Here is a 26,367-nt window from a genome sequence, read left to right as displayed (position 1 = left end):
TGCCATGGCATGGCAGCGCCTGATCGAGGGCATATCCCTGGTGAAGTGAGCGGCACGGAGACCGCCACCCGGGAGGCCCCTTGCACCAGGACGACCGTGCGGGACACGTACGGGAGAAGCGGAGGGCCGTGGTTCGGCCCGCGCATGGCGGCCTGAGCCCGGTCCCATTCCGCAGCGACACCGGTTCCGTCGCACCCCGACCTCACAGGGGTCTTCCGAGGGGGTCTGTCCTTCCGTGGTGACCAGCACGAAGCGCCGCCTTTCCGACCGGCGCACCTATGTTCTCGACACCAGCGTCCTGCTGGCCGACCCCAACGCCATGTCGCGCTTCGAGGAGCACGAGGTGGTGCTCCCGATCGTCGTCGTGACGGAGCTGGAGGCCAAGCGGCACCATCCCGAACTCGGGTACTTCGCCCGGCAGGCCCTGCGCCTCCTGGACGACTTCCGGGTCCGGTACGGGCGCCTGGACGCCCCGCTCCCCGTCGGGGAGCTGGGCGGCACCCTGCGTGTCGAACTCAACCATTCCGACCCCGGCGTACTGCCCGCCGGCTACAGGTTGGGGGACAACGACTCACGGATCCTCGCGGTCGCGCGGAACCTCCAGGCCGAGGGGTACGACGTCACGGTCGTCTCCAAGGACCTGCCGCTGCGCATCAAGGCCTCCTCCGTCGGACTCCTCGCCGAGGAGTACCGGGCCGAGCTCGCCATCACGGACGCCAACGGCTGGACCGGGATGTCCGAGCTCGCCCTCTCCGGCGAGCAGGTGGACCTGCTCTTCGAGCAGAACACGCTGTACGTGCCGGAGGCCGCCGAGCTTCCGGTCCACACCGGTCTGGTGCTCCAGTCCGAGCGCGGCAAGGCGCTCGGCCGGGTCACCGCCGACGGGAACGTACGGCTGGTCAGGGGCGACCGGGAGGCGTTCGGCCTGCACGGTCGCAGCGCCGAGCAGCGGATCGCGCTCGATCTGCTCCTCGACCCGGACGTCGGCATCATCTCCATGGGCGGCCGGGCCGGCACCGGCAAGTCCGCGCTCGCGCTCTGCGCGGGCCTGGAGGCCGTCCTGGAGCGCCGTCAGCACCAGAAGGTGATGGTCTTCCGTCCGCTGTACGCGGTCGGCGGCCAGGAGCTCGGCTACCTGCCGGGCAGCGAGTCCGAGAAGATGAGCCCGTGGGCCCAGGCCGTCTTCGACACGCTGTCCTCGGTCGCGAGCCGCGAGGTGATCGAGGAGGTGCTCGGCCGCGGGATGCTGGAGGTCCTGCCGCTCACCCACATCCGGGGCCGTTCGCTCCACGACGCGTTCGTCATCGTGGACGAGGCCCAGTCCCTGGAGCGGAACGTCCTGTTGACCGTTCTGTCCCGTATCGGGGCGAATTCGCGGGTCGTTCTGACCCATGACGTCGCCCAGCGGGACAACCTCAGGGTCGGCCGGTACGACGGAGTCGTCGCCGTCGTCGAGAAACTGAAGGGGCATCCGCTCTTCGCCCATGTCACCCTCACCCGCTCCGAGCGCTCCCAGATCGCGGCGCTCGTGACGGAGATGCTGGAGGACGGTCAGATCTGACCCGTTTCGTACGCGTCCGTACGTGTACGGAAGTTGGCGCCGCCCGGCAGAGCGCAGGAGCTTAGCCGGGCGGCGCCCCCATGTCCGCCTTATCTTCGAAAACACCTGCCCCCACCCAGGTGTGAGCTTTCACACGCAACGCAGAATTGCCTTGCGGTGTCGGCGTCCGGCAGAGTCTTGCTTCCGTCAGGCCCCGCATACGGCACCCGTGCACCTTCAGGCGCACAAGCACCACATAACTCCACAGCCGTTCGCCGTATGCCGCCCACAGCACCACGGGCCCGTGTCTTCTGTGACCGTGTACGTCGGAGACCAGCGCCAGGGGCACGATTTCGCCCGCGTGGTCACCTGTGCGGGCGTGCTGGAAGGAAACCGTGTGAGCCGGATCTCGGTCCGGGGATTCGCGGTGGCTTCGGCCACTGCGGTCACCACCGTCGGCGCCGTCATGGGCGTTGCGTCGGGTAACGCCGCTCAGTCCTCGGACGACAACTTCGAGGCCACCGCGGCCGACACGACGCTGCTCGCGGACATCCCCGTGGGCGAGCAGGCCCAGGTACAGGTCTCGTCCCTCTCGGAGCAGGCCGATGTCCAGGCCGCCGCTGCCGACTCGGTCGCGAAGAAGTCCGCGGAGGAGACGGCTCGTCTGCGTGCCGCCAAGGACGCCGAGGCCAAGAAGGAGGCCGCCGACGAGGCGGCCGCCAAGGCCGAGAAGGAGCGCAAGGAGGCGGAGGAGGAGCGCGCAAGCCGTTCCGCCATCCGCGACGCCGCGTCCTTCAGCGCGCAGAGCTCGTACTCCGTCTCCGAGGTCAAGGCGATCGCCCGCCAGATGGTCCCGGCCTCGCAGTTCCAGTGCTTCAGCAACATCGTGGACCACGAGTCCACCTGGAACTACCTCGCGGTCAACCAGGGTTCGGGCGCCTACGGTCTCGTCCAGGCCCTCCCCGGCAGCAAGATGGCCAGCGCCGGTGCCGACTGGCAGACCAACCCGGCCACCCAGATCAAGTGGGGCCTCAACTACATGAACAGCCGCTACGGCAGCCCGTGTGGCGCCTGGTCGTTCTGGCTGTCCCACCGCTGGTACTAGTACGGCGTGCTCAACCTCCGAGAGCCCCTCACCGTCCTACGGTGAGGGGCTTCTTGCGTGTAGTTTCGAAGGTCCACGGTCCCCGGGGAACGGGGAGGGGAACGGTGGGGAAGAGCGAGCGGGGGAAAAGGAAAGCGATGTCGAGAGTGCCAGGGTGGCTGGGCCGGCTGGGCGAGAGCCTGAGCCGCATGGGTGAACGCCTCGACGAGCGCAGAGCCGAGGCGGAGCGCGAGGACCCGATCCACCCGCCGCCGTACGAGGCCCCGCCGGAGCGCCCGGTCGACGGCACCCCGGTCGACGGCACCCGGGTCGACGGCACCCCGGTGGGCAAAGCCGTGCCCGCCCGCCCCGAGGTGGACCCGGACACCGCCGCACCCATCCCGGAGCAGGCCGCGGCCGCGGCCGACGAGCCGGGCCGCTCCGTCCCCGCGCCTCCCTCGTACGCACCGGCCGTCGCGGCCCGGCCCGACCCCGCCGCCGCCATCCCCTGGGGCATGCGGGTGGCCGCCGAGGCGAGTTGGCGCCTGCTCGTCTTCGCCGGCACGGTCTGGGTGCTCATGAAGGTGATCAGCTCCGTCCAGCTGGTCGTCCTCGCCTTCGTCGCCGCGCTCCTCGTCACGGCCCTGCTCCAGCCCACCGTGGCCATGCTGCGCAGGAAGGGCCTGCCGCGCGGGCTCGCCACCGCCGTCACCGCCGTCTCCGGCTTCGTCGTGATGGGCCTGGTCGGCTGGTTCGTGGTCTGGCAGGTGATGGACAACATCGACAACCTGACCGACCGGGTCAAGGACGGCATCGAGGAACTCAAGCAGGCCGCCCTCGACAGCCCGTTCCACGTGACCGAGCGCCAGATCAACGACATCGCGAAGAACCTCAGCGACACCATCGGCGCCAACGCCGAGCAGATCACCTCCGTCGGACTGCAGGGCGTCGCCGTGTTCGTCGAGGCGATGACCGGCATCCTGCTCGCCATGTTCTCGACCCTCTTCCTGCTGTACGACGGGAAGAAGGTCTGGGAGTGGACGCTCAAGCTCGTCCCCGCCCAGGCCCGGCCCGGCGTCGCCGGCGCGGGACCGCGCGCCTGGCGCACCCTCACCGCCTATGTGCGGGGCACGGTGCTCGTCGCCCTCATCGACGCGGTCTTCATCGGCCTCGGACTGTGGTTCCTGGACGTGCCGATGGCCGTACCGCTCGCCGTCTTCATCTTCCTCTTCGCGTTCATCCCGCTGGTCGGCGCGGTCGTCTCCGGCGCCCTCGCGGTCGTGGTCGCCCTCGTCACCAACGGGCCGTTCACCGCCCTGATGGTGCTGGTCGTCGTCCTCGCCGTACAGCAGATCGAGGGCCATGTCCTGCAGCCGTTCATCCTCGGCCGCGCCGTCCGGGTCCACCCGCTGGCCGTCGTCCTCGCGGTCGCGGCCGGCGGTCTGACCGCCGGCATCGGCGGCGCCGTGGTCGCGGTCCCGCTGGTCGCCGTCCTCAACACGGTCGTCGGCTACCTGCGGGCGTACAGCACGGAACAGGCGCTGCGCAGCGCGCCGGAGCCGCGCGGGGCGACCGCCTTCGAGGTGGCGCCGACCCCGGCCCCGGGCACGCTCGCGGCAGAGGCGGGGACGGAGACCAAGTGATATCGGAGCCGGAGTTCGACGGGGGCACGTCGTTCGAGACCGCCGAGGTGCTGACCGAGGAGCAGGCCCCGGGCCCTCGCCCGCCCCGGGCCCGCCGCCCCTGGCTGTGGGCGCTCGGCGGTGCTGTGGTGGCGTCGGCGGTGTGGGGCGGAAGCCTCTACGCGTACCAGCGGGGGGAGGAACCCGGGCCGGACCTGCGGGGGTACAAGGCCGTGGAGGACCTCTGCGAGACGGCCGAGCTGGGGGCTCTCACCTCCATTCTGGGCAAGCGGTACCCCGAGGCCCGATCGGAACAGACCCGCGACCCGGTGCTCGAAGTGCAGCAGTGCCCGATGATGTTCGGGTCGCCCGAGACCGGCTTCTCCGGGGACATCACCTACACCCGGCACCTGGTGGTCGACCCGGGGCCCGAGTTCGACGCCAAGGGCAAGCGGTTCGACATGAAGCCGTACGACGGGCTGGGGGAGAAGGCCTACCTGCAGACCAGCGACTTCGGGGCGCAGCTCCTGGTGCTCGACGGGCAGGTGGAGATCGAGATCTCCTTCACCTCGATGGCCGGCTGGAACGAGAACGGTGAGCCCCCACCGGAGACCGAGCAGGTCGACCTCTCCGGAATCGAGATCCCGCTCGGCCAGGACATGCTCGCCGTCATGGCGGCGCTGAAGAAGTGACGGCCGGGACATGAGGGAAGGGCCCCGGGGCGTGAAGCCCCGGGGCCCTTCTCGTACGGCTCTGCCTACTCGGCGGAGGCGAGGACCGCTTCCGCGTCGAGGGTGACGCCGACCGCCTGGATCACCGCGGCGATCTTGACGGCCTCCTGGATCGTGGCGCGGTCGACACCGGCCTGGCGCAGGACCTGCTCGTGCGAGTCCAGGCACTGGCCGCAGCCGTTGATCGCGGACACCGCCAGCGACCACAGCTCGAAGTCGACCTTCTCGACGCCCGGGTTGCCGATGACGTTCATCCGCAGACCGGCGCGCATCGTCCCGTACTCGGGGTCCGACAGCAGGTGCCGGGTCCGGTAGAAGACGTTGTTCATCGCCATGATCGCGGCGGCGGACTTGGCCGCCTGGTACGCCTCGGGCTTCAGGTTGGCCTGGGCCTCGGGCTCCAGCTCCTTGAGGACCTTCGGCGAGCGCGAGGCGATCGCGCAGGCGAGGACGGTGCCCCAGAGCTGCTGCTGCGGCAGCTCGCTGTTGCCGATGACCGAACCGAGGTTCAGCTTCAGGTCCTTGGCGAAGTCCGGTATGGCGGACTTCAGTTCGTCGAGGGCCATGTCAGATCACTCGCCCGACAGGAGCGCGGCGGCGTCGAGGGTGCCCTCGCCCTTGTTCCAGTTGCACGGGCACAGCTCGTCGGTCTGCAGGGCGTCGAGCACCCGCAGGACCTCCTTGGGGTTACGGCCGACGGAGCCGGCGGTCACCATGGTGAACTGGATCTCGTTGTTCGGGTCCACGATGAACACGGCACGCTGGGCGAAGCCGTCCTCGCCGCGGACACCGCAGTCGCTCATGAGCTCGTGCTTGGAGTCGGCCAGCATCGGGAAGGGCAGGTCACGCAGGTCGGCGTGGTCCTTGCGCCAGGCGTGGTGCACGAACTCGGAGTCGCCGGAGACACCGAGGATCTGGGCGTCGCGGTCGGCGAACTCGTCGTTCAGCTTGCCGAACGCGGCGATCTCGGTGGGGCAGACGAAGGTGAAGTCCTTCGGCCAGAAGAACACCACGCGCCACTTGCCCTCGTAGGCCTTGTGGTCGATCTGCTCGAACTCCTTGCCGCTCTCCAGCGACACGCAGGCGGTCAGGTCGTAGGTGGGGAACTTGTCACCGACAGTGAGCACGCGCTCTCCTTGCAAACAGGAAGGGTCCCTTTTGGGGTCTTCCGTGGGGGTTGGACGTGTTCACAGCATGGCACGGAGTGCATTGATCAGTGAAATAGCTAGAGTGGGTCGTGTTGATCGAAGGTGGTTATCAGTGGCGTCCCCGTACAGTTCCCCACACGGCCCGAACCGAGGCAAGCAGCCGAGCCTCTCGCAGCTCAGAGCGTTCGCGGCGGTCGCCGAGCATCTGCACTTCCGCGATGCGGCGGCTGCCATCGGCATGAGCCAGCCCGCACTCTCGGGCGCGGTTTCGGCACTCGAAGAGGCACTCGGTGTCCAGCTCCTTGAGCGTACGACGAGAAAGGTGCTGCTCTCGCCCGCGGGGGAGCGGCTCGCGGTACGCGCGCGTGCCGTCCTCGACGCGGTGTCGGAGCTGATGGAGGAGGCGGAGGCGGTCCAGGCCCCGTTCACCGGGGTGCTGCGGCTCGGCGTGATCCCGACCGTCGCCCCCTACCTGCTGCCGACGGTGCTGCGCCTGGTCCACCGGCGCTACCCGGACCTCGACCTCCAGGTCCACGAGGAGCAGACCTCCTCCCTCCTGGAGGGGCTCACGGCCGGCCGGCTCGACCTGCTGCTGCTCGCCGTACCGCTCGGCGTGCCCGGCGTCACCGAACTCCCCCTCTTCGACGAGGACTTCGTCCTGGTCACCCCCCAGGGGCATCCGCTGGCCGGCCGGGACGACATTCCGCGCGAGGCCCTCAAGGAGCTGCGGCTGCTGCTCCTCGACGAGGGCCACTGCCTGCGCGACCAGGCTCTCGACATCTGCCGGGAGGCCGGGCGCACGGACGGCGCCGAGGTCACCACCACCGCGGCGGGGCTCGCCACCCTGGTCCAGCTGGTGGCCGGCGGTCTCGGGGTGACCCTGCTGCCGCGTACCGCCGTCACGGTCGAGACCGCCCGCAACAACGCCCTGTGGACCGGGCTCTTCGTCGAACCGGCGCCCGCCCGGCGGATCGCCCTCGCGATGCGGACCGGCGCGGCCCGGCAGGCCGAGTTCCAGGAACTGGCGGAAGCGCTGCGGGACGCGATGAAGGGGCTGCCGGTACGCGTCCTGGGGGCGGGTTCCTGAAACCCCCCGGTGTCAGGAACCCGCCCCCATCCGCTCGTACATGCGCCCGGAGGGTTACTCGGTGCGCAGCCCGTCCGCCCGCATCAGCCGCCACAGCAGCGGCATGCTCAGCAGCGTCACCGCCGCGATCAGCGCGAGCCCGATCCCGGTGACCGGCAGGAAGACCCACCAGTCCTGGACCTTCTGCTCGGTCATCCGCAGCAGGACCACGCCGAGGGCGAGTCCGCCCGCCACGGCCAGGCCGAGCCCGAGGAGCATCGGCACCGCCGTCTGCCACAGCACCGACCAGCTCAGGGTGGAGCGCCGGGTGCCGAAGGCGACGAGCGAGGAGAGCAGCCGCTTGCGGTCCCTGAGCTGCTCCAGGGTGGTCACCAGGAGCGAGGCCGCCACCAGCAGCATCGTCAGGGTGGAGCCGACCAGGATGCCGGTGCGGACACTGCTGAACTGGGCGTCCCACTCGGTGTTCGCGAGCGTGCGGACCCAGGACGTCGGATCGATGTCCGCCGCCGTGTTCCGGGCGTACTCGGGGCCGTCGGGTACGGCCGGGTCGAACCGGAGCATCGCCTCCGCCTCGGGTTCGTCGAGCCGGTCGGCGTCGATCGCCCCGCGGGTGGCGAGGATCCCGTACTCGTACATGCCGGTCGGGTCCGGGCGCGAGTCCACGACACGGGTGCCGACGGGGATGCGCCACTGGGGCCGCGGCCCCTTCTCGCGGGCCCCGGGGTCGCCCTCCAGGGGGTGCGGGTCGCGCAGGTCGACCGTGACCCCCGGCCGTGCGGTCCTGGTGACCCAGTCGTCGGCCGGTGCGCCCTGCGCGCCGTGCGCGAGGAAGATGAAGACGTCGCCGTCGCGGCAGGACGGCAGTGTGGCGAACTCGCCGAGGGAGGCGCAGTCGCCGACCCGGATCGTGGCCGTCGGTGCGAATTCCTCGCCCTGCTTCAGGGCTCCCGGCCGCCACACGTGCGACTTGACCGAGCCGATGACATGGCTGACGCCCTCGGTGCGCTCGAAGCGGTCGATCATCGCTCGGGCCTCGTCGCCGTCCTTCGCGTTGGCGCCGACGGCGATCAGGGCGCGGGTCGTGTCCTGGCCCGTGTCCTGCGCGAATTCGGTCTCCATCGCCTGGAAGAGCATCTGGAGGGCGATCGCCCCGGTCGCGGCGACCACGATCCCGCTGACCGCGCGGGCCGCCGTGCCGCTGCTCAGCTGGAGTCGGCGGACCGCGAGCTGCCAGGCCACGGGACCGCCGCGGAGCCGTTTCACGGTGGCCTCGACGAGCCAGGGCAGCAGGGTGGTGAGGGCGACGAGGGCGAGCGCGGTGCCGCCGGCGATCTGCGGGGTGTCGATCCGGGTCTGGGTCACCTCGATCCCGCCGATCGCGGGGGCGAGCAGCGCCACCCCGGCGGCCAGGAGCAGCAGCCGCCACCACAGCCGACGACGGCGCGGGGTGGAGGTCCTGACGACCCCGAGCGGTTCGATCGCCACCCCGCGCAGCGCGAAGAGGGTGACGACGACGGAGGCGACCGGCACCGTGACGAGGGCGACCGCGGCGAGCGCGGGCATCGGTACGACGTCGGAGGGAAAGGCGTTGACGTCCCAGACGGTGAAGGACCCGGCGAGTTCCCGTGCGACGGCGAAGAGTCCGAGGCCGACCACGATGCCGAGCAGCGCCCCCGCGAGGGATTCGCCGGCCGCGATCCGCCGGGTCATCGCGGTGTCGGCGCCGACGAGCCGGAGCGCGGCGAGTCGCCGGTCCCGCTGTTCGCCGCCGAAGCGGACGGCGGTCGCGATGAAGACGAGGACCGGGAGGAGCAGGACGACGCACCCGACGACCGCGAGGAAGATCAGGAACGCGTTCATCGGTTCCTCGGGCACCGACCAGCCGTAGCGCACACCGCGCCCGTCGTAGTTGTCGGAGTCGAGGAAGTCGACGTGGGCGACGTACCGCAGCTCTGCGGGGCCGATGAGTCCGTCCGGACCGATCGTCCCGGCGACCTTGTAGGGGAGCCGCTCCTTGAGGAGGGCGCCGCCGGGGGAGTCGAGCAGTTCGCCGAGCGCGGGGGAGACCAGCATCTCGCCGTTCGCGGGGAACGCTGTCGCGCCCGGAGGGACCGTGGGCCTGTCGCCCTCCGGCTGCAGCAGGGTGCCGCTGATGACGTCGTCCCGGAAGACCGTGTTCCGTCCGAGGTGGAGGAAGGACTCGGGCCGGGGCGAGTCGATCTGCTCGCTGCTGTCGGCGCTGCGGAGGGACTCCCGTACCTCCCGCTGGAAGAGCATGTTCGGCAGGGCGGCGGCGAGCAGCAGCAGGGTCACCCCGAGGCCGACGCCGGTCGCGGTCAGGAGGGTGCGGAATCGGCCGGACCGGCCGCCGGTGACCGCGAACCGGGCGCCGAGCGCCAGGTCGCGGGCCCAGGTGCGGAGCTTCATGCCACCCACTCCGCGTCCCGTACGGCCCCGTCGCGCACGACGATCTCGCGGTCCGAGTAGGCGGCGACGCGGGCCTCGTGGGTGACGAGGACGACGGCCGCGCCGGTGTCCCGGGAGGCGTCGGTGAGCAGCCGCATGACCCGTTCGCCGTTGAGGGAGTCGAGTGCGCCGGTCGGCTCGTCGGCGAAGATCACCCGCGGGGCGGTGACGAGCGCGCGGGCGACGGCGACGCGCTGGCCCTGGCCGCCGGATATCTCGCCGGGTCGCTTGGTCGCGGTGTCGTCGACCTCCAGCCGGGCCATCCACTCGACGGCCTTCGCCTCCGCGGCCTTCCGCTTCTCGCCGTTGAGGCGGAGCGGGAGGGCCACGTTCTCGACGCAGGTCAGCTCGGGGACGAGCTGGCCGAACTGGAAGACGAAGCCGAAGTCGGTACGGCGCAGGGAGCTGCGCGCGGTGTCGGAGAGCGCGGTGAGTTCGCGTCCGTCGTAGGTGATGGTGCCCGCGTCGGGGCGCACGATTCCGGCCAGGCAGTGCAGCAGGGTCGACTTGCCGGAGCCGGAGGGGCCCATGACGGCGACGACCTCGCCGCTCCGGAGCGAGAAGGTGGCGCCGACGAGCGCCGGGGTCGGTCCGTAGGCCTTGTCGAGGCCGGTGGCCGTGAGGAGCGGGGTGGAGCTCATCGGCGGATCTCCTCGGCGAGTCGGTCGAGGCGGGCGGCGGTCAGTTCCAGCCAGCGCAGGTCCGCCTCCAGGTGGAAGAGGGCGTGGTCGCAGATGAGCTGGTCGGCGAGGTCGCCGTCCTTCTTGCGCCGGGTGAGTTCCCGCATGAGGCGGAGGTGCTCGGCGCGCTGGGTGTCGAGGAGCTCGGCGGCGCCGCGGCCGGTGAGCAGGGCCAGGACGACCTTGGTGTAGAGCGTGGACTGGAGGTACGGCTCCGGCTTCTCGGGCGTGGTGAGCCACTGGGCGACATCGGTGATGCCGGCCTCGGTGATGGCGTACCGCTTCCGCTCCGGGCCGCCGCCCGCCTCGATGCCGTCGACGACGACGAGGCCGTTCTTCAGCAGCCGGGACATGGTCGAGTAGACCTGGCCGTAGTGCAGCGGCCGGTCGTGGCCGAACTTCTCGTCGAAGGCGCGCTTGAGGTCGTAGCCGTGGCGCGGGCCGGACTCCAGGAGTCCCAGCAAGGTGTGACCGATGGACATGCGAGCCACTGTACACGGCGTGTATACCTACGATGTATAGCCACTCCGTCAACCGGAAGCGTGCCCTCACGCAACCATCCGCCTCTCCCGGACGTCGGTTCCTCTGGGTATGGGTGCTGATTCTCACGTCCGGAAAAGGCGTGATCGGTTGTCCTTTGTCTGCATCGTCGGTGTTAGCTGGCTAGCTGAGCCGATCCGGCGCGGACGGGACACGGGCCGGGGCACGCCGGGACACACGACGAGCGGAGCGACAGGACACATGGGTCGACCGGACAAGAGCAAGGCGAAGAAACGCGGCCTGCGCCGCTTCTTCTCCTGGCGGAAGCTCCTGGGCACTTTCTTCGTGTGCTGCCTGCTCGCCATGGGCGCCCTGTACATCGTGTACGTCATGGTCCCGGTGCCGACGGCCAACGCCGAGGCCACCATGCAGAGCAACATTTACAAGTACTCCAACGGCAAGATCCTCGCCCGCACCGGCAAGATCAACCGCGAGATCGTCGGCCTGGAGAAGATCCCCGAGAAGGTCCAGAAGGCGTTCGTCGCCGCGGAGAACAAGACCTTCTACAAGGACAACGGCGTCGACATCAAGGGCACCACCCGCGCCGCCTGGTCCACCGTCACCGGCAAGGGCAAGCAGGGTGGCTCGACCATCACCCAGCAGTACGTCAAGAACTTCTACCTGAGCCAGGACCAGACGGCGACGCGCAAGCTCAAGGAAATGGTCATCGCCATCAAGGTCGACCAGCAGATGAGCAAGAGCGACATCCTCGCCGGCTACATGAACACCAGCTACTACGGCCGCAGCGCCTACGGCATACAGGCCGCCGCCCGCGCGTACTACGGCGTCGACGCCACCAAGCTCACCACCGCGCAGGGCGCCTACCTCGCCTCGCTGCTCCAGGCGCCCAACCAGTACGACTGGACCTCCGCGAACGCCACCGGCCGCAAGCTCGTCGAGGAGCGCTGGAACTACGTCCTCGACAACATGGTCGGTGAGGGCTGGCTCCCCGCGGACGAGCGCGTGGCCATGAAGTTCCCCGTCCCGCAGAAGCCCAAGCCCGCCCCCGGCATGGAGGGCCAGACCGGATACATCGTCGAGGCCGCCAACCAGGAGCTGATGCGCCAAGGCGTCAGCGAGGAGGACATCAAGGCCGGCGGCTGGACGATCACCCTCAACATCGACGAGAAGCGGCAGAAGGACCTCGTCAAGGCCGTCGACCGGCAGCTGGAGGACAAGCTCGACCGCAAGGGCGACAAGAAGCAGGCCACGGTCCAGGCCGGCGCCACCTCCGTCGACCCGAAGACCGGCGCGGTCGTCGCCATGTACGGCGGCGTCGGCGCCACCGAGCACTGGATGTCCAACGCCACCCGCCGCGACTACCAGCCCGCCTCCACCTTCAAGCCGATCGTCCTCGCCTCCGCCCTGGACAACCACGCGGTCACCCAGGACGGACGGGACATCGGCCTCGGCACGATCTACGACGGCACCAGCAAGCGCCAGGTCGTCGGCAGCGACATCGAGTTCGATCCCGAGAACGAGGACGACGAGAGCTACGGCCCCGTCACCGTCCAGAAGGCCACCAACAGCTCCATCAACTCCGTCTACGCCCAGATGATCGTGGACGTCGGCCCCGACAAGGCCAAGAAGACCGCCCTCGCCCTCGGCATGAAGGACGGCGCAGACTTCGGCGAGACCCCCGCCATGTCCCTCGGCACCATGGGCGCCTCCACCCTGGACATGGCCGGCGTCTACGCCACGCTCGACAACCACGGCAAGAAGGTCGACCCGACCCTCGTGAAGGGCGCCACGCACCGGGACCGTACGGTCTCCACCGCCAAGGCGAACGGCGCGCAGGTCATCAGCCGCGAGGCCGCCGACACCGTCACCCAGGCCATGACCGGCGTCGTGCAGAACGGCTCCGGCTTCCGTGCCGCCGGTGAGTACGAGGCCGCCGGCAAGACCGGCACCTCCGAGAACAACCGTTCCGCCTGGTTCGTGGGCTACACCCCCGAACTCGTCACCGCCGTCGGCCTCTTCGGCGAGGACGCCAAGGGCAAGCAGGTCACCCTCACCGACACCATCAACCCGGGCCGCGCCAACGGTGGCCGTACGCCGGCCCTGATCTGGGGCGACTACACCAGCGGCGCACTCGACGGCGGCTCCGACGCCTCCTTCGACCTGGAGACCGACAGCTCGGCCACCCTCCTCCCGGACCCGACGCCCACCCGGACCACCGAGGCGCCCGAGGAACCGACCGACGAGCCGACGACCAGCTCCCCGGACCCGACGACCCCGACGACCACGCCGGCCACCACACCGCCGGTGACGCGCGACCCGGTCACCACGCCGCCGTCGCCCACCACCGAGCCGCCCGTGACCGACGAGCCCTCCCCGCCGCCGTCGATCGAGCCGCCGGACCCGGACAACACCGGCACCGGCACCGACCCCGACACCACCGACCGCCCACAGCGGTAGGGACACGTGAAGGGCCGGACCCCACAGGGGATCCGGCCCTTCACGTCACTGTGACTGGTTCGGGGTGGCCAGCTCGAACCAGACCACCTTGCCGCCCGAAAGCCGGGTCGCCCCCCACCGCCTCGCCAGCCGGTTCACCAGGAAGAGACCGCGCCCGCCCTCGTCGGTGTCGCGCGCCCGCCGCTGCCGGGGCAGCTGCGGCGAGTCGTCGCCGACCTCGCAGCGCAGCACGTCCGTCCGCAGCAGCCGCAGGGTCACCGGCCGCTCCGCGTACCGCACGGCGTTCGTCACGACCTCGCTGATCAGCAGCTCGACCGAGTCCGTCAGCTCCTCCAGGTCCCAGCGGGCCAGCGCCCGCCGGGCGAGCCGCCGGGCCCGGCCCGGGGCCGCGTCCTCCGGCTCCAGGAACCAGTACGCCACGTCGCTCGGCGCGATGCCGTCGAACCGGGCCGCGAGCAGCGCGATGTCGTCGTCCCGGTCGCCGGGCCCCAGCATGTCCAGGACGTCGTCGCAGAGCGCCTCAAGGGGCGGCGAGTGGTCCGGGCCGGTCAGCTGCGCGGTCGCCGCCAGGCGCTCCCGCAGCTGCTCGATGCCGGTCCACACGTCCCGCAGCCGGGACTCGACCAGACCGTCCGTGTAGAGCAGCAGCGTGGCGCCGGCCGGGGCGTCCAGCTCGACCGCCTCGAAGTCCACGCCGCCCACGCCGATCGGGGCGCCCGGCGGCACCCGCAGCACCTCGGCACGGCCGCCCAGGTGGAGGAGTATCGGCGGCGGATGGCCGGCGTTGGCCACCGTGATCCGGTGCGAGACCGGGTCGTACACCGCGTACATGCAGGTCGCCATCCGGTTCTCGCCGAGCCGCTGTGCCTGCTCGTCGAGATGGTGCAGGACCTCCTGCGGCGGCAGGTCGAGCCCGGCCAGGGTCTGCGCGGTCGTGCGCAGCTGGCCCATGATCGCCGCCGAGGTCATCGAGTGGCCCATGACGTCACCGACGACCAGCGCGACCCGGCTGCCGGGCAGCGGGATCGCGTCGTACCAGTCGCCGCCCACCCGGGCCGTCTCGGCCGCCGGCAGATAGCGCGAGGCGAGCTTGACGCCGGTCGGCTGCGGCAGCGAGTCCGGCAGCATCGTCCGCTGCAGCTCGTCCGCGATGTACGCCTCACGGCCGTAGAGCACGGCCTTGTCGATGCCGAGCGCGGTGTGGGTGGCCAGCTGCGCCGCGACGAGCAGGTCGTTCGGCTCGAAGCCCGCCCGCTCGGGGCGACGCAGGAACACGGCGGCGCCGATCACCCGGCGCCGGCCGCGCAGCGGCGCGAGGACGGCACGCAGCCCGCCGGGCAGCGGATGGTCGGGGCCGAGGAGTTCGGTCAGCGCGGTCTTGGCGGCCGCGGAGTCGCCGAAGACCGGCCGCACCCCCCGCAGCACCTCGGCCAGTGCCCCACCGGACCGCACCTCGCAGAGTTCGGCCGCGGGGGTCGGATCCGGATCGGGTACGAGGACGAGCTCCTCGCCCTCCAGATCGCTTAACCGGAGCCGGTCCGTACGGCGCAGCCGCAGCACGAACGGCGCCACCGGCCGCTCGTCGCCCACCGGCAGCGGGTCACGGAGATAGACCAGGATCTCGTCGGAGAAGGTCGGCACGGTCGCCCGGCACAGACCGAGCACGATCTCGTCCAGGTCGATGCCGCGCGCGATGCGCCGGGTCGCCGCCCCGACGAACCGGAGCCGCTCGCCCTCGCGCCGCGCGGAGGTGTCGCCGCCGCGCCCCCCGCCCGGGGGCTGCGCGGACACGGCGACGGCCATCGCACCGGGGCCGCCGGGGGCGGTCGGCGGCGGAGGCGCGGGCGCGTCCTTCGTCGCGGGGGCCGCGGCGGCGGCCGGGCCCGCGGGTCCGCCCGGTTGGGCGGGCACGTCGGAAGGCAGGCCGGCCGCCGCCTCCTGGCGAGGGCGCGCGCGTTCCTGCGACCGGGCAGCCAGGGGCTGCCGGCCTTCGTGGGAGGTGGGATGCTCCGTCACGCGTGGGATTCCGTCCGTCCGGGCCGGTGGTGCGATGCACTCGCTCTTCTCGCCGATGCCGCGCCTTCGGCGGGGATAAACCCCTTGTGTGCGGCGGATGTGAAGGCTCCGCGAGCCGCGGCACCAGCGGGGGTGGGAACACCCGGGCAGACGTCCGGCACTGCTCTCCCCCTCGTGGATGACTTCTGGTCAGGTCCTGCGCTGCGTTCGGTCGTTGACGTGCTGCTCGGTCGGTCTGACGTGCCGTTCGGTCCGCCTCTGCCGTGCGGAGGACGATCCTACGTTTGAACCCCGGGGGCGCATCAAGGGTCTCACGGTGCCGTGTGCGCCGGAGTGCGGTCCCAGTCGGCCGGCAGCTCCGGAACCCGCCATGCCGGATCGGGCCGCCAGTTCTCCCAGCCGTCCGCGAACGGCGCCCCCCACGCCTTGATCCCGTCCACCGCCCGCCGCCCGGCCTCACGCACGCGTGCGGCCTGTTCCGGACCCATCAGACCGGACCGCTGCGCCTGCGCGAACTCGTCCTCGTCCCGCCACAGCCAGCTGTGGTCGGGGTAGACGGAGATGTCGAGGAAATGGTCCTCGGAGTCGAAACCGCCGGACCACCGGACCCGCGGCTCCTCCAGATTCACGTACCAGCTGCGGAAACGCCAGCCGCGCTCCCAGAACAGCCACACCGACCACGGGTCGCCGGGGCGCGCCAGCTTCAGGACCCCGCTGCCGGACCACCGCGCGCGTTCCGTGGTGCGCGGGGCGGTGTAGCGGGTGGCGAGCGGCTCCTCGTGCACGGGCGTGCCGTCGGCGAGCACCGGGCGCACGCACTCCGTGCCGGGTGCCATCCAGACCGCGAGGAGATCCGGCGTGTCCTGGACGACCGTCACCGGTCGGCAGATGTGCACGTCTCCGGTGCCGTTGCCGCGGTAGCGCCAGAGGATGTGCTCCCCCGGCGCCCAATGCTGAGAGCCGCCCGATCCTGTCATGCGCAGATCTTAGGGGCGCGCTCCCACGACCGCAGCGGTACGGATCACGGATGAGTCATGAGCGGGATCACGGACGAGTCGTCCGCGGGATCCCGGATCGGCGCGGCGCGGGATCCCGGACGAGTACGGCGCGGATCACGGATGCGTCATGCTCAGGACGTCCAGCGCCTCGTCCAGCTGTTCCACGGTCAGGTCGCCGCGCTCCACGTAGCCGGACTCCAGCACCACCTCGCGGATGGTCTTCCGCTCGGCCAGGGACTTCTTCGCGACCTTGGCGGCCTCCTCGTAACCGATGTACTTGTTCAGCGGGGTGACCACGGACGGCGAGGACTCGGCGTACTCGCGCGCCCGCTCGACGTTGGCCGTGATCCCGTCCACCGTGCGGTCGGCGAGCAGCCGGGAGGCGTTGGCGAGCAGCCGTACGGACTCCAGGAGGTTCTTCGCCATCACCGGCAGCATCACGTTGAGCTCGAAGTTCCCGGCCGCGCCCGCCACCGCCACCGTCGTGTCGTTCCCGGTCACCTGCGCGGCGACCATCAGGACCGCCTCGGGGATCACCGGGTTCACCTTGCCCGGCATGATCGACGAGCCGGGCTGGAGGTCGGGGAGGTTGATCTCGGCGAGGCCCGTGCGGGGTCCGCTGGCCATCCAGCGCAGATCGTTGGCGATCTTGGTGAGGGAGACCGCGATCGTACGGAGCTGGCCGGACGTCTCCACCAGGGCGTCGCGGGCGCCCTGGGCCTCGAAGTGGTCGCGGGCCTCGGTCAGCGGCAGGCCGGTCGCGCGGGCGACCTCGGCGATGACGGCGGCCGAGAAGCCGGCCGGGGTGTTGATGCCGGTGCCCACCGCCGTACCGCCGAGGGGGAGTTCGGCGAGCCGGGGGAGCGCGGAGCGCAGCCGCTCGACGCCGTACCGGACCTGGGCCGCGTAGCCGCCGAACTCCTGGCCGAGGGTGACCGGGGTGGCGTCCATGAGGTGGGTACGGCCGGACTTCACCACCGTCGCGAATTCGGCCGATTTTCGCTCAAGGGAAGCGGCCAGATGGTCGAGGGCGGGGATCAGATCGCGGGTGACGGCGCCGGTGGCCGCGATGTGGATGGAGGACGGGAAGACGTCGTTGGAGGACTGCGAGGCGTTCACATGATCGTTGGGGTGGACCTCGCGGCCTTCGGGGAGCCGCTCGGTGGCGAGGGTGGCGATCACCTCGTTGGTGTTCATGTTGGACGAGGTGCCCGAGCCGGTCTGGAAGACGTCCACCGGGAAGTGCTCGTCCCAGCGCCCCTCGGCGACCTCCGCCGCCGCCGCAGCGATGGCCTCGGCGCGGTCCCGGTCGATCACGCCGAGCTCGGCGTTCACCTGGGCGGCGGCGGCCTTGATCCGGGCGAGGGCCTCGATGTGGGCGCGCTCCAGGTGCTGCCCGGAGATGGGGAAGTTCTCCACCGCCCGCTGGGTCTGGGCGCGCCATTTGGCGTGCGCGGGGACCCGCACCTCACCCATGGAGTCGTGCTCGATCCGGTATCCGTCTGCGTCGTTCATGTGTGTCAACCTCCTAGAAAAGATGAGCACTTGTCTTGTTCGATGTATTCCCATCGGGCGTACCGGCCAGTAAAAACCGTGGGTAACCCCACTTCCAGGAGGCGCAATGACGCGCACCAGGCACAGACTCCGCTGGCCCATCGCCGCCGTCGCCGCGGCCGCCGCCGTACTCGGCACGATGACAGCCGCCGCCCCCGCCGGCGCGGCCGACACCGGCACCACGGCGACGACCGCCGCCGTACCGCTCCCGCCCGCCCTTGAGGCGATCCGCGCCGCCGAGGCCACCAAGATCTACGGCAGCCCCGAGGAGCGCCCGCTCGCCCAGCGCAAGACCGGCCTGATCTCGCTCGGCGACAGCGAGATCTCCGGCGAGGGCGTCGGCACGTACGAGCCCCCCACCAACGGTCCCACCAACTGGTGCCACCGCTCGCCCGACGCCGCCATCCACCGCACCGGGATCCCCGCGGACCTCACCTTCAACGTGTCGTGCTCCGGCGCCTACACCGGCAACATCAAGATCGGCGGCTCGAAGCAGTACGCCGACGAGCTCGTCCAGAGCGACAACCTGGCCGTCAAGGCGCGCAACACCCGCATCAAGATGGTCCTGCTCGTCGCCGGAGCCAACGACGACCTGCAGTTCGGGCCCGTCATGACCGACTGCGTCCAGCGCTACCTGCTGCTCCAGGGCGCCTGCGAGCCCAAGTACGCACCCGGCTGGCAGGCCCGCGTCGACGGACTCGTCCCCAAGGTCGAGCAGACCGTGCGCGACCTCAAGACCGTCATGCGCGACGCCGGTTACGCCGACGGCGACTACAAGCTCGTCGTCATGGGCTACCCCAGCCCCATCGGCCCCGACTTCCACGACAACCCGAACTTCCCCGGCAAGCTGATCTGCGGCGGACTCGGCTACGACTCCGACACCGTCTGGGGCCGCAACACCGCCGTCCCCGGCTTCGAGCGCGGGATGCGCGCGGCCGCCGCCGCCACCGGGGCCGTCTACCTCGACAACTCGCGGCTCTTCCACGGCCACGAGGTCTGCATGGAGGACCCCTGGGCCCGCGGCCTCTACATCGACCTCTCCAAGCCCGGGACCCCGGACGAGAACTCCGTACGGCAGTCCTTCCACCCCAACGCGCGCGGGCACGCCGCCTTCGCTTCCTGCCTCACCCAGATCTACAACTCGGGTACGCGTGAGGCCGGTTGCGCCGACGTGAACTCCACCGGCACGCCGACGCTCTTCCCGCTGGCCTGGGACGACGCGTACAAGCCGCTGAAGAACCAGGCGACGGGCAACTGCATGGACGTCGACGCGGCCTCCTCGTCCGACAACACCGCCGTCCTCGGCTGGGACTGCCACGGCGGCCGCAACCAGGGCTGGTGGTACGACTCCGCCCGCGGGACCGTCCACACCCAGCTGACCCAGGACCGCTGCCTGGACGTCCCCGCGTCCGGCTACCAGGCGGGCAAGGCGCTCGTCCTCTGGAACTGCCACGGCGGCGCCAACCAGAAGTTCGTCCGCGACGGCGCCACGATCCGCCCGGCGGCCGCGACGGGCCTCTGCCTCACCCAGAGCGCGGCGAAGCAGCCGATCCGTCTCCAGACCTGCGACGGCTCGGCGAACCAGAAGTTCGCGTAGCCGGAGCCCTGTTCACGAGCGCCGGAGCCCGTCCGCGAACGACGTGGTGCCCGTTCAAGAACGCCGGAGCCCCGTCCGCGAGCGCCGTGCCCCCTTCACGAACACCGTGGCCCCCGTCCGACGTCGGACGGGGGCCACGGTGTTCGTGAACTGGGCGGTGTCAGAGCGCCTTGAGCGTGGACTTGGCCAGCTCGTAGGCCGGGAGCATCGCCCGATGCTCCGCGGTGTCGAGCCCGCCGAGGTGGACGATCACCGTCCCCTTCGGGGTCGCGACGGCGAAGGCGCGCTCCTCCTTCGACTCCTCCATCACCTTGTTGTAGACGGTGTACGTCACCTCGGTGACGGGACCCGCGCCGGACCCGCTCTCCTTGTAGGTGACCTCGGAGGTGTTCTCCTCGGCCTTCACGAACCCTTCGAGTGCCGCCCTGGCCGGCCCCTTGGCGGCCGTCCACACCCGCAGATAGCCGACGTGCCCGGCCGGCTTGGCGTCCACCTCGCAGCGAACGGTGGCCGGACCCTGACGGGTGAGCACCGCGAACTCCGGGTCGTCGGGGTTCTCGATCGCCTTCGGCGTCCACTTCTCCGCCGTCCCGAAGGAGACGGGCAGCGCGCAGGGCGTTCCGGGACCGCCGACGGACGCGCCGGCCTTGATCGGGGCGGCGTCGGCGTCGCCGGCACCCGCGGTGGGCGAGGCCGTGGTGGGGGCCGCCGCGGGCCGTGCGCCCTGCGTGACCTCGGGAACCGGCTTCTCGTCGCCGCAGCCGGCCAGCAGCAGCCCCGCCGCCAGGGTGGCGGCGATCGGGGCCAGGGTCCGTATCGGGTGTCTCATGCGGTCAGCGTAGTAGCGGGCCGGAGGCCCGACGGACGGGCGTACCCGGGGCTGACGTCGGACAATGTGAAGCAGGTCCGGGGGGACTCCCCGCAGGAGGCTGGACATGTTCCGGAGCTTCAGGAGGATCGGCGTGCTCGGGGTCTGCGCGGTCGCGGCCGGCGCCTTCTCCGCCGACGCCGCCGTCCCGGCCTCCGCCGCCGAGGGGTTCGATTTCACGGTCTACGCCCAGGAGGTCCCCGGGGACCAGGGGGACGAGAGCGCGCCGCCGCCCGGACTCGGGGACTCCTTCGCCTTCGCCGACGACCTCTTCAGGTCCAAGGGCGGGGAGCAGGTCGGCCGGGACGGCGTGACCTGCACCGTCGTCCGTGTCGGCGACCCCGGCGACTTCCTCTGCGTGGGCACCTTCGTGCTGGACGGCGAACCCGCCGGGCAGGTCACGGGGCAGGTCATGCTGACCGTCGGCCCGTCCGACGAGGAGATCGCCGCCTTCGACATCGCCGTCACCGGCGGAACCGGAGACTTCGAGGGCGCGCGCGGCACCATCCGTTCGACCCAGGACGGGGACTACTCACGGATGGAGTTCCACCTCACCGACTAGGTGTATCGACCCGCGGGGTTGTCCACACGGCGGGCCGGCGGGCAGGGGCGTCAGGAGAGCTTGCCGCCGTAGTCGGGGAGCTTGAAGGTGCGCTCGGCGTGGCCGCCGACCAGGTCGGTGGTGTTGTTGCCGATGTTCGCGATGATCGTGTAGCCCTTGGCCTCGATCTTGGCGCGCTGCGCCGTCTTGTACGCGCCGACCTCCGCGAACAGGTCGGGCAGGGAACGCACGTACAGCCCGTCGACCGGGTAGCCGGCCTGCTTCAGGTTCCAGTCGGTGAGGGAGTAGATGATGCCCGGGCGGGCGGTGACGAAGAAGACGTCCACGCCGCGGGCGTGGGCGTTCCGGACGAGGGTGCGCACGTCCGCGATGGCCGGGGTCGGCAGCTCCCAGAAGGGGTGGAAGTCCGTCTCCAGGGAGCTGTTGTCGATGTCGAGGACGATCGCCTGCTTCTCGCGGCCGGCGTTCTCGGAGCGCTCCTCGATGTACGGGCGGGCCTCGTCGACGACGGCGGCCACGTCACGGAGCCAGGTCGTGTAGTCGACGTCCTTGATCGCGGCGGTCGACGTGCTGTGGCTGTCCGGGTCGGCGGCGGACGCGGCAGGCGCGGGACCGACGACGAGGAACGCGGTGAGGGCGAGGGCGGCCGTGGTTCCGGCGGTGGCGCGCCTGCGGAGGGGGGTGGCGGGCATGGGGGCTCCCTTGGTCGACCAGCTCAGGACTTTGGCATGCTCGCGCTCAATACTGGACAGTAGGCAACGAGATGGCTACCAGTCGGTAGCGACTTTCTGAGCGGTGATCGACGACTCGGAGATCGACGAAGCCCCCCGGTCCGGGCGGACCGAGGGGCGTGCGTCGAGCGTCAGGCGATCAGCCGAGGCCGGGACCCCGCACCGGGATGTGCGTGAACGTCGGCTCCGGGGCCGGGTTCTGGAAGAAGTCGTTGCCCTTGTCGTCCACGACGATGAACGCCGGGAAGTCCTCGACCTCGATCTTCCAGACCGCCTCCATGCCGAGCTCCTCGTACTCGACGACCTCGACCTTCTTGATGCAGTCCTGCGCCAGACGGGCGGCCGGGCCGCCGATCGAACCGAGGTAGAAGCCGCCGTGGCTGCCGCAGGCGTTCGTGACCTGCTGCGAGCGGTTGCCCTTGGCCAGCATGACCTTCGAGCCGCCCGCCGCCTGGAACTGCTCGACGTACGAGTCCATGCGGCCGGCCGTGGTCGGGCCGAAGGAGCCGGAGGCGTAGCCCTCGGGGGTCTTCGCGGGGCCCGCGTAGTAGACCGGGTGGTCCTTCAGGTACTGCGGCATCTCCTCGCCCGCGTCCAGCCGCTCCTTGATCTTGGCGTGCGCGATGTCGCGCGCCACGACCAGCGGGCCGTTGAGCGAGAGCCGGGTCTTGACCGGGTACTTGGTCAGCTCGGCGAGGATGTCGTCCATCGGCTGGTTCAGGTCGATGGTGACGACGTCGGCCTCTTCCGACAGGTGCTCGTCGGTGGTGTCCGGCAGGAAGCGCGCCGGGTCGGTCTCCAGCTGCTCCAGGAAGACGCCCTCGGCGGTGATCTTCGCGACGGCCTGGCGGTCGGCCGAGCAGGAGACGGCGATGGCGACGGGCAGCGAGGCGCCGTGGCGGGGGAGGCGGACGACGCGGACGTCGTGGCAGAAGTACTTGCCGCCGAACTGCGCGCCGATGCCGATCTTCTGCGTCAGCTCGAAGACCTTCTCCTCCAGCTCCTTGTCGCGGAAGCCGTGGCCGGTCTCGGCCGAGCCCTCGGTGGGCAGCTCGTCCAGGTAGTGCGCGGAGGCGTACTTCGCGGTCTTGAGCGCGAACTCGGCCGAGGTGCCGCCGACGACGATCGCCAGGTGGTACGGCGGGCAGGCGGCCGTGCCGAGCGAGCGGATCTTCTCCTCCAGGAACTTCATCATGCTCGCCTCGTTGAGGACGGCCTTCGTCTCCTGGTAGAGGAAGGACTTGTTGGCGGAGCCGCCGCCCTTGGCCATGAAGAGGAACTTGTACGCGCCGCCGTCGGTCGCGTACAGCTCGATCTGCGCGGGCAGGTTCGAGCCGGTGTTCTTCTCCTCCCACATGGTGACCGGGGCCATCTGCGAGTACCGCAGGTTCAGCTTGGTGTAGGCGTCGTAGATGCCCTTGGACAGGGCCTCCTCGTCGCGGCCCGGGGTCAGCACGTTCTGGCCGCGCTTGCCCATGACGATCGCCGTGCCCGTGTCCTGGCACATGGGCAGGACGCCGGCGGCGGCGATGTTCGCGTTCTTGAGGAGGTCGAGCGCGACGAACTTGTCGTTCGAGGAGGCCTCGGGGTCGTCGATGATCCGGCGCAGCTGGGCCAGGTGGGCCGGGCGCAGGAAGTGCTGGATGTCGTGGATCGCCTCGGCGGCCAGCGTGCGCAGCGCCTCCGGCTCGACCTTGAGGAACGTACGGCCGTCGGCCTCGAAGGTGGAGACACCTTCGGAGGTCACCAGGCGGTAGGGCGTGGTGTCCTCTCCCAGGGGGAGCAGATCGGAGTACGCAAACTCTGGCATGGGGGCCATTCCTCACTCGGCAAGACGGCGCACCGCCTCCGTTGGCCGTGCGCCCTCCAGCGTAGAACGCGGGCGCGTGCCCGGTCCTGTGAGGTAAGGCTCACTTGGAACCGGGACCGTGCCGGAGTGGCGTGTTTCCCACGGACCCGGGCCTACGGCACCGTGGCTGTCGGGCGGGTACGGCTTCGCCCGGAACGGCGACGTACGGCGGACTCGGTGACGGCTCCCCGGTCACCGGGCGGACTCGGCGACGGCTCCCCGATCACCGGGCGGGCGGACTCGGCGACCGGATTCCCGGTCCCTGCGGGCGGACGCGGCGACCGGATTCCCGGCTCCGGCCGGTGGGGCGCGCGGAGCCGGGCGGGTTCCGGAGCGCCTTCAACCCGCCATTTCCGCCCACGGGTTCGAGATGTCGTCCACAGGTCGCGGCCCCGCCCCCTGGTCGCGATCTATCGCGTTTCGCTAGGCTGGCTCCGTGGACCTCGAAAAGAAGCCCGAACCCGAAAAGCAGCCGCAGCCGCAGCGGCAGGCCGCACCCGCCGAGCCCGCCCCCGCGGAGACCGTCTTCGCCGACCCCCAGGGCTCGTTGCGCGCCTCGGACGCGGACCGGGACCGGATCGCGGACATCCTCAGGGACGCCCTGGCGGAGGGGCGGCTCGACGCCGAGGAGCACTCGGACCGGATCGACGCGGTGTACCGGGCGAAGACCGTCGGGGAGCTGGAGCCGATCGTCCGCGACCTGCCCGGCGCCCGGCCCCACCAGGAGACCGCGCCGGACTACGGGTACGGCCCGGAGGAGACCGACGGCCCCGCGGACAACCTGGTCGCGATCTTCTCCAGCACCACCCGCAAGGGACGTTGGCGGGTGAGCCGCCGGACGAACGCGTTCGCGCTCTTCGGGAACATCGAGATCGACCTGACCGAGGCGATCTTCACCCAGCGCCTGACCACCATCAACGCCACGTCGATCTTCGGCAACGTGGAGGTGCGCGTCCCGGAGAACATCAGCCTGCGCGGCAGCGGCAGCGGGATCTTCGGCAACTTCGAGGTCGTGACCCTGGAGGGCGTCGACCCGCAGGCCCCGGTCGTCGTCATCAACGGCTACTCGGTCTTCGGGAACGTCGAGGCGAGGCCCAAGCGCGGCAAGTGGATCACCGATCTCCAGGACAAGCTGCGCAAGCACCTCGGCTGACGACCGGACACCGGAGCCGCCGTTGACCGGAATTCGCCCTCGGGTATCCGCAGAGCGGAACGGCGCGGCACGCAGTGCATAGGCGCGCGCACAGCGGGTAGGGCTGGTGCATCGCCGCTCGCTCGCGAAGCCGTCGTCAGGAGTAGACCGTGCTGCAACTGCCGCATCAGCCCCTCCAGGTCGCCGCCGTGCCCCCTCAGCGCGCCCCTGCCCGGGAGGACGAGGCCGGTCCTTGGCATGCGGAGGCGGTGTGCCGCCGGGACGAAGCCGGGCTGTTCTTCGCCCCGTCCAAGGAGCCGACCGCCGCGCGGCTCGCGCGTGAGGCGGCGGCCAAGCGGGTCTGCGGACGCTGTCCCGTGATGGTCGAGTGCCGGGAGCACGCGCTGCTCCAGCCCGAGCCGTACGGGGTGTGGGGCGGGCTCACGGCGGCGGAGCGCCGCGTGGCCCTGGCCCGGCGCCGACGGCGCGAGGTGGAGCTGAGGAAGGCGGCCGCGACCGACCGGATCGCCCAGGCGGGCTGACGGGACCGGACGGCCTCGGCGGCCTGACGGGAGCGCGGACACGTCCGTCGTTCCGTACGGGAAGGGGCGCCCCCACCGCACATGGGGGCGCCCCTCTTCGTCCTGTCCCGGCCGTGTGGACTCAGTTGGCGCGATCGAAGTCGATCTTGCTGTACGCGCGCAGCTTCGAGAGCCGGTGCGTGGAGTCGATCTGGCGGATCGTGCCGGACTTCGAGCGCATGACGAGCGACTGCGTGGTCGCCGTCTCGGCGCGGTAGCGCACCCCGCGCAGCAGCTCGCCGTCGGTGATGCCGGTCGCGACGAAGAAGACGTTGTCCCCGGCGACCAGGTCGTTCGTGGAGAGCACCCGGTCCAGGTCGTGGCCCGCGTCGAGGGCCTTCTGGCGCTCGGCGTCGTCCTTCGGCCACAGCTTGCCCTGGATCACGCCGCCGAGGCACTTGATGGCGCACGCGGAGATGATGCCCTCGGGGGTGCCGCCGATGCCCATGAGCATGTCGACGCCGGTGCCCTCGCGGACGGCCATGATCGAACCGGCGACGTCGCCGTCCGAGATGAACTTGATCCGGGCGCCGGTCTCGCGGATCTCCTTGACGATGCCCTCGTGACGGGGGCGGTCCAGGATGACGACCGTGATGTCCTCGGGCGAGGAGTTCTTCGCCTTGGCGACCCGGCGGATGTTGACCGAGACGGGGGCGTTGATGTCGACGAAGTCGGCGGCCTCGGGGCCGGTGACCAGCTTGTCCATGTAGAAGACCGCGGACGGATCGAACATGGTGCCGCGGTCCGCGGCGGCCAGGACGGCGATCGCGTTGGGCATGCCCTTGGCGTTGAGCGTGGTGCCGTCGATCGGGTCGACGGCGATGTCGACCTCGGCGCCGGTGCCGTCGCCGACCCGCTCGCCGTTGAAGAGCATCGGGGCTTCGTCCTTCTCGCCCTCGCCGATGACGACCACGCCGTTCATCGAGACGGTGGAGATCAGGGTCCGCATCGCGTTGACCGCCGCGCCGTCCGCGCCGATCTTGTCGCCGCGGCCGACCCAGCGGCCGGCGGCCATGGCAGCGGCCTCGGTGACGCGGACCAGCTCAAGGGCGAGGTTGCGGTCGGGAGCCTCGGGGGAAACCACGAGCTCGGGCGGCAGATTCTGCTGCTCGGTCATCGGAACGCACCTTTCTGTACGGCGACGGCCGGATAAGGGAGGGTGA

At 70.8% G+C, this 26,367-nt stretch carries 22 protein-coding genes; 10 read left to right on the top strand and 12 right to left on the bottom strand.

Features of this window, described 5'->3' with window-relative positions:
* The first annotated feature begins 235 nt into the window (after nt 1-235).
* The 4 genes from OG259_RS15410 (at nt 236) to OG259_RS15395 (ending at nt 4,938) form a co-directional block, all read left to right on the top strand.
* Nucleotides 236-1,561, top strand: a complete 1,326-nt coding sequence (locus OG259_RS15410) for a PhoH family protein (protein WP_328942791.1) — start codon at nt 236-238, stop codon at nt 1,559-1,561.
* A gap of 376 nt (nt 1,562-1,937) precedes the next feature.
* A complete protein-coding gene (locus OG259_RS15405) occupies nt 1,938-2,645 on the top strand; it encodes a transglycosylase SLT domain-containing protein (protein WP_266896100.1) in 708 nt (235 codons plus the stop codon).
* A 137-nt stretch (nt 2,646-2,782) separates the two neighbouring features.
* Nucleotides 2,783-4,267, top strand: coding sequence for an AI-2E family transporter (locus OG259_RS15400; RefSeq protein ID WP_328942790.1), 1,485 nt, complete (start codon nt 2,783-2,785; stop codon nt 4,265-4,267).
* Nucleotides 4,264-4,938 carry a hypothetical protein gene (locus OG259_RS15395; RefSeq protein WP_328942789.1) on the top strand — a complete coding sequence of 225 codons (675 nt, stop codon included), beginning with the start codon at nt 4,264-4,266 and terminating at the stop codon, nt 4,936-4,938. The genes OG259_RS15400 and OG259_RS15395 overlap by 4 nt, the downstream gene beginning before the upstream one ends.
* A 65-nt stretch (nt 4,939-5,003) precedes the next feature.
* Here OG259_RS15395 and OG259_RS15390 read toward each other — a convergent pair whose 3' ends face one another.
* Together OG259_RS15390 and OG259_RS15385 are read right to left on the bottom strand one after the other, a co-directional pair.
* Nucleotides 5,004-5,543, bottom strand: a complete 540-nt coding sequence (locus OG259_RS15390) for an alkyl hydroperoxide reductase (RefSeq protein WP_015035886.1) — start codon at nt 5,541-5,543, stop codon at nt 5,004-5,006.
* 6 nt (nt 5,544-5,549) lie between these two features.
* Nucleotides 5,550-6,104: a peroxiredoxin gene (locus OG259_RS15385; RefSeq protein ID WP_024758658.1), complete on the bottom strand. Its 555-nt coding sequence runs from the start codon at nt 6,102-6,104 to the stop codon at nt 5,550-5,552.
* 133 nt (nt 6,105-6,237) lie between these two features.
* On the opposite strand from OG259_RS15385, the gene OG259_RS15380 reads away from it, so the two are divergent.
* Nucleotides 6,238-7,212 carry a LysR substrate-binding domain-containing protein gene (locus OG259_RS15380; protein WP_328942788.1) on the top strand — a complete coding sequence of 325 codons (975 nt, stop codon included), beginning with the start codon at nt 6,238-6,240 and terminating at the stop codon, nt 7,210-7,212.
* Between the two features lie 54 nt (nt 7,213-7,266).
* On the opposite strand, the gene OG259_RS15375 is transcribed toward OG259_RS15380, so the two are convergent.
* The 3 genes from OG259_RS15375 to OG259_RS15365 are packed head-to-tail and all read right to left on the bottom strand — an operon-like array spanning nt 7,267 to nt 10,840.
* Nucleotides 7,267-9,639, bottom strand: coding sequence for an FtsX-like permease family protein (locus OG259_RS15375; protein WP_328942787.1), 2,373 nt, complete (start codon nt 9,637-9,639; stop codon nt 7,267-7,269).
* On the bottom strand, nt 9,636-10,319 hold the full coding sequence (locus tag OG259_RS15370; protein WP_328942786.1) for an ABC transporter ATP-binding protein: 684 nt from the start codon (nt 10,317-10,319) through the stop codon (nt 9,636-9,638). The genes OG259_RS15375 and OG259_RS15370 overlap by 4 nt, the downstream gene beginning before the upstream one ends.
* Nucleotides 10,316-10,840, bottom strand: coding sequence for a PadR family transcriptional regulator (locus tag OG259_RS15365; protein ID WP_017239865.1), 525 nt, complete (start codon nt 10,838-10,840; stop codon nt 10,316-10,318). Before OG259_RS15365 ends, OG259_RS15370 begins: the two co-directional genes overlap by 4 nt.
* Before the next feature lie 259 nt (nt 10,841-11,099).
* On the opposite strand from OG259_RS15365, the gene OG259_RS15360 reads away from it, so the two are divergent.
* Nucleotides 11,100-13,316 (top strand): transglycosylase domain-containing protein, encoded by a 2,217-nt coding sequence (locus tag OG259_RS15360; RefSeq protein WP_328942785.1) that lies wholly within the window; start codon nt 11,100-11,102, stop codon nt 13,314-13,316.
* A 45-nt stretch (nt 13,317-13,361) separates the two neighbouring features.
* On the opposite strand, the gene OG259_RS15355 is transcribed toward OG259_RS15360, so the two are convergent.
* From OG259_RS15355 to OG259_RS15345, 3 genes are all read right to left on the bottom strand, one after another.
* Nucleotides 13,362-15,332, bottom strand: a complete 1,971-nt coding sequence (locus OG259_RS15355; protein ID WP_328942784.1) for an ATP-binding SpoIIE family protein phosphatase — start codon at nt 15,330-15,332, stop codon at nt 13,362-13,364.
* 311 nt (nt 15,333-15,643) lie between these two features.
* On the bottom strand, nt 15,644-16,309 hold the full coding sequence (gene fomD, locus OG259_RS15350; RefSeq protein ID WP_328942783.1) for a cytidylyl-2-hydroxypropylphosphonate hydrolase: 666 nt from the start codon (nt 16,307-16,309) through the stop codon (nt 15,644-15,646).
* A 135-nt stretch (nt 16,310-16,444) separates the two neighbouring features.
* A complete protein-coding gene (locus OG259_RS15345) occupies nt 16,445-17,845 on the bottom strand; it encodes a class II fumarate hydratase (protein WP_328942782.1) in 1,401 nt (466 codons plus the stop codon).
* A gap of 106 nt (nt 17,846-17,951) precedes the next feature.
* Here OG259_RS15345 and OG259_RS15340 point away from each other — a divergent pair, with 106 nt between their 5' ends.
* Nucleotides 17,952-19,481 carry a ricin-type beta-trefoil lectin domain protein gene (locus OG259_RS15340; RefSeq protein WP_328942781.1) on the top strand — a complete coding sequence of 510 codons (1,530 nt, stop codon included), beginning with the start codon at nt 17,952-17,954 and terminating at the stop codon, nt 19,479-19,481.
* Between the two features lie 160 nt (nt 19,482-19,641).
* Here the strand turns inward: OG259_RS15340 and OG259_RS15335 are convergent, their stop codons facing one another.
* Nucleotides 19,642-20,310 (bottom strand): lipoprotein, encoded by a 669-nt coding sequence (locus OG259_RS15335; RefSeq protein ID WP_328942780.1) that lies wholly within the window; start codon nt 20,308-20,310, stop codon nt 19,642-19,644.
* A 106-nt stretch (nt 20,311-20,416) separates the two neighbouring features.
* Between OG259_RS15335 and OG259_RS15330 the strand changes: the two genes are divergently transcribed.
* Nucleotides 20,417-20,911: a hypothetical protein gene (locus OG259_RS15330; protein WP_328942779.1), complete on the top strand. Its 495-nt coding sequence runs from the start codon at nt 20,417-20,419 to the stop codon at nt 20,909-20,911.
* Nucleotides 20,912-20,961: 50 nt separating this feature from the next.
* Here OG259_RS15330 and OG259_RS15325 read toward each other — a convergent pair whose 3' ends face one another.
* Both OG259_RS15325 and OG259_RS15320 read right to left on the bottom strand, forming a co-directional pair.
* Nucleotides 20,962-21,603, bottom strand: coding sequence for an HAD family acid phosphatase (locus OG259_RS15325; RefSeq protein ID WP_328942778.1), 642 nt, complete (start codon nt 21,601-21,603; stop codon nt 20,962-20,964).
* Between the two features lie 178 nt (nt 21,604-21,781).
* Complete coding sequence (locus tag OG259_RS15320; RefSeq protein WP_328942777.1) at nt 21,782-23,452, bottom strand: fumarate hydratase; 1,671 nt, start codon at nt 23,450-23,452, stop codon at nt 21,782-21,784.
* 475 nt (nt 23,453-23,927) lie between these two features.
* Here OG259_RS15320 and OG259_RS15315 point away from each other — a divergent pair, with 475 nt between their 5' ends.
* Entirely contained in the window at nt 23,928-24,644 is a 717-nt protein-coding gene (locus OG259_RS15315) for a DUF1707 SHOCT-like domain-containing protein (protein ID WP_328942776.1), read from the top strand.
* Nucleotides 24,645-24,793: 149 nt separating this feature from the next.
* On the top strand, nt 24,794-25,165 hold the full coding sequence (locus OG259_RS15310) for a WhiB family transcriptional regulator (protein WP_030320581.1): 372 nt from the start codon (nt 24,794-24,796) through the stop codon (nt 25,163-25,165).
* Between the two features lie 121 nt (nt 25,166-25,286).
* Here OG259_RS15310 and glpX read toward each other — a convergent pair whose 3' ends face one another.
* Nucleotides 25,287-26,321, bottom strand: coding sequence for a class II fructose-bisphosphatase (glpX, locus tag OG259_RS15305; RefSeq protein ID WP_266896139.1), 1,035 nt, complete (start codon nt 26,319-26,321; stop codon nt 25,287-25,289).
* Nucleotides 26,322-26,367 lie beyond the last annotated feature (46 nt).

The organism is Streptomyces sp. NBC_00250 (genome assembly GCF_036192275.1).
Lineage (GTDB): Bacteria > Actinomycetota > Actinomycetes > Streptomycetales > Streptomycetaceae > Streptomyces.
This window is presented reverse-complemented; position numbering and strand designations above follow the sequence as displayed.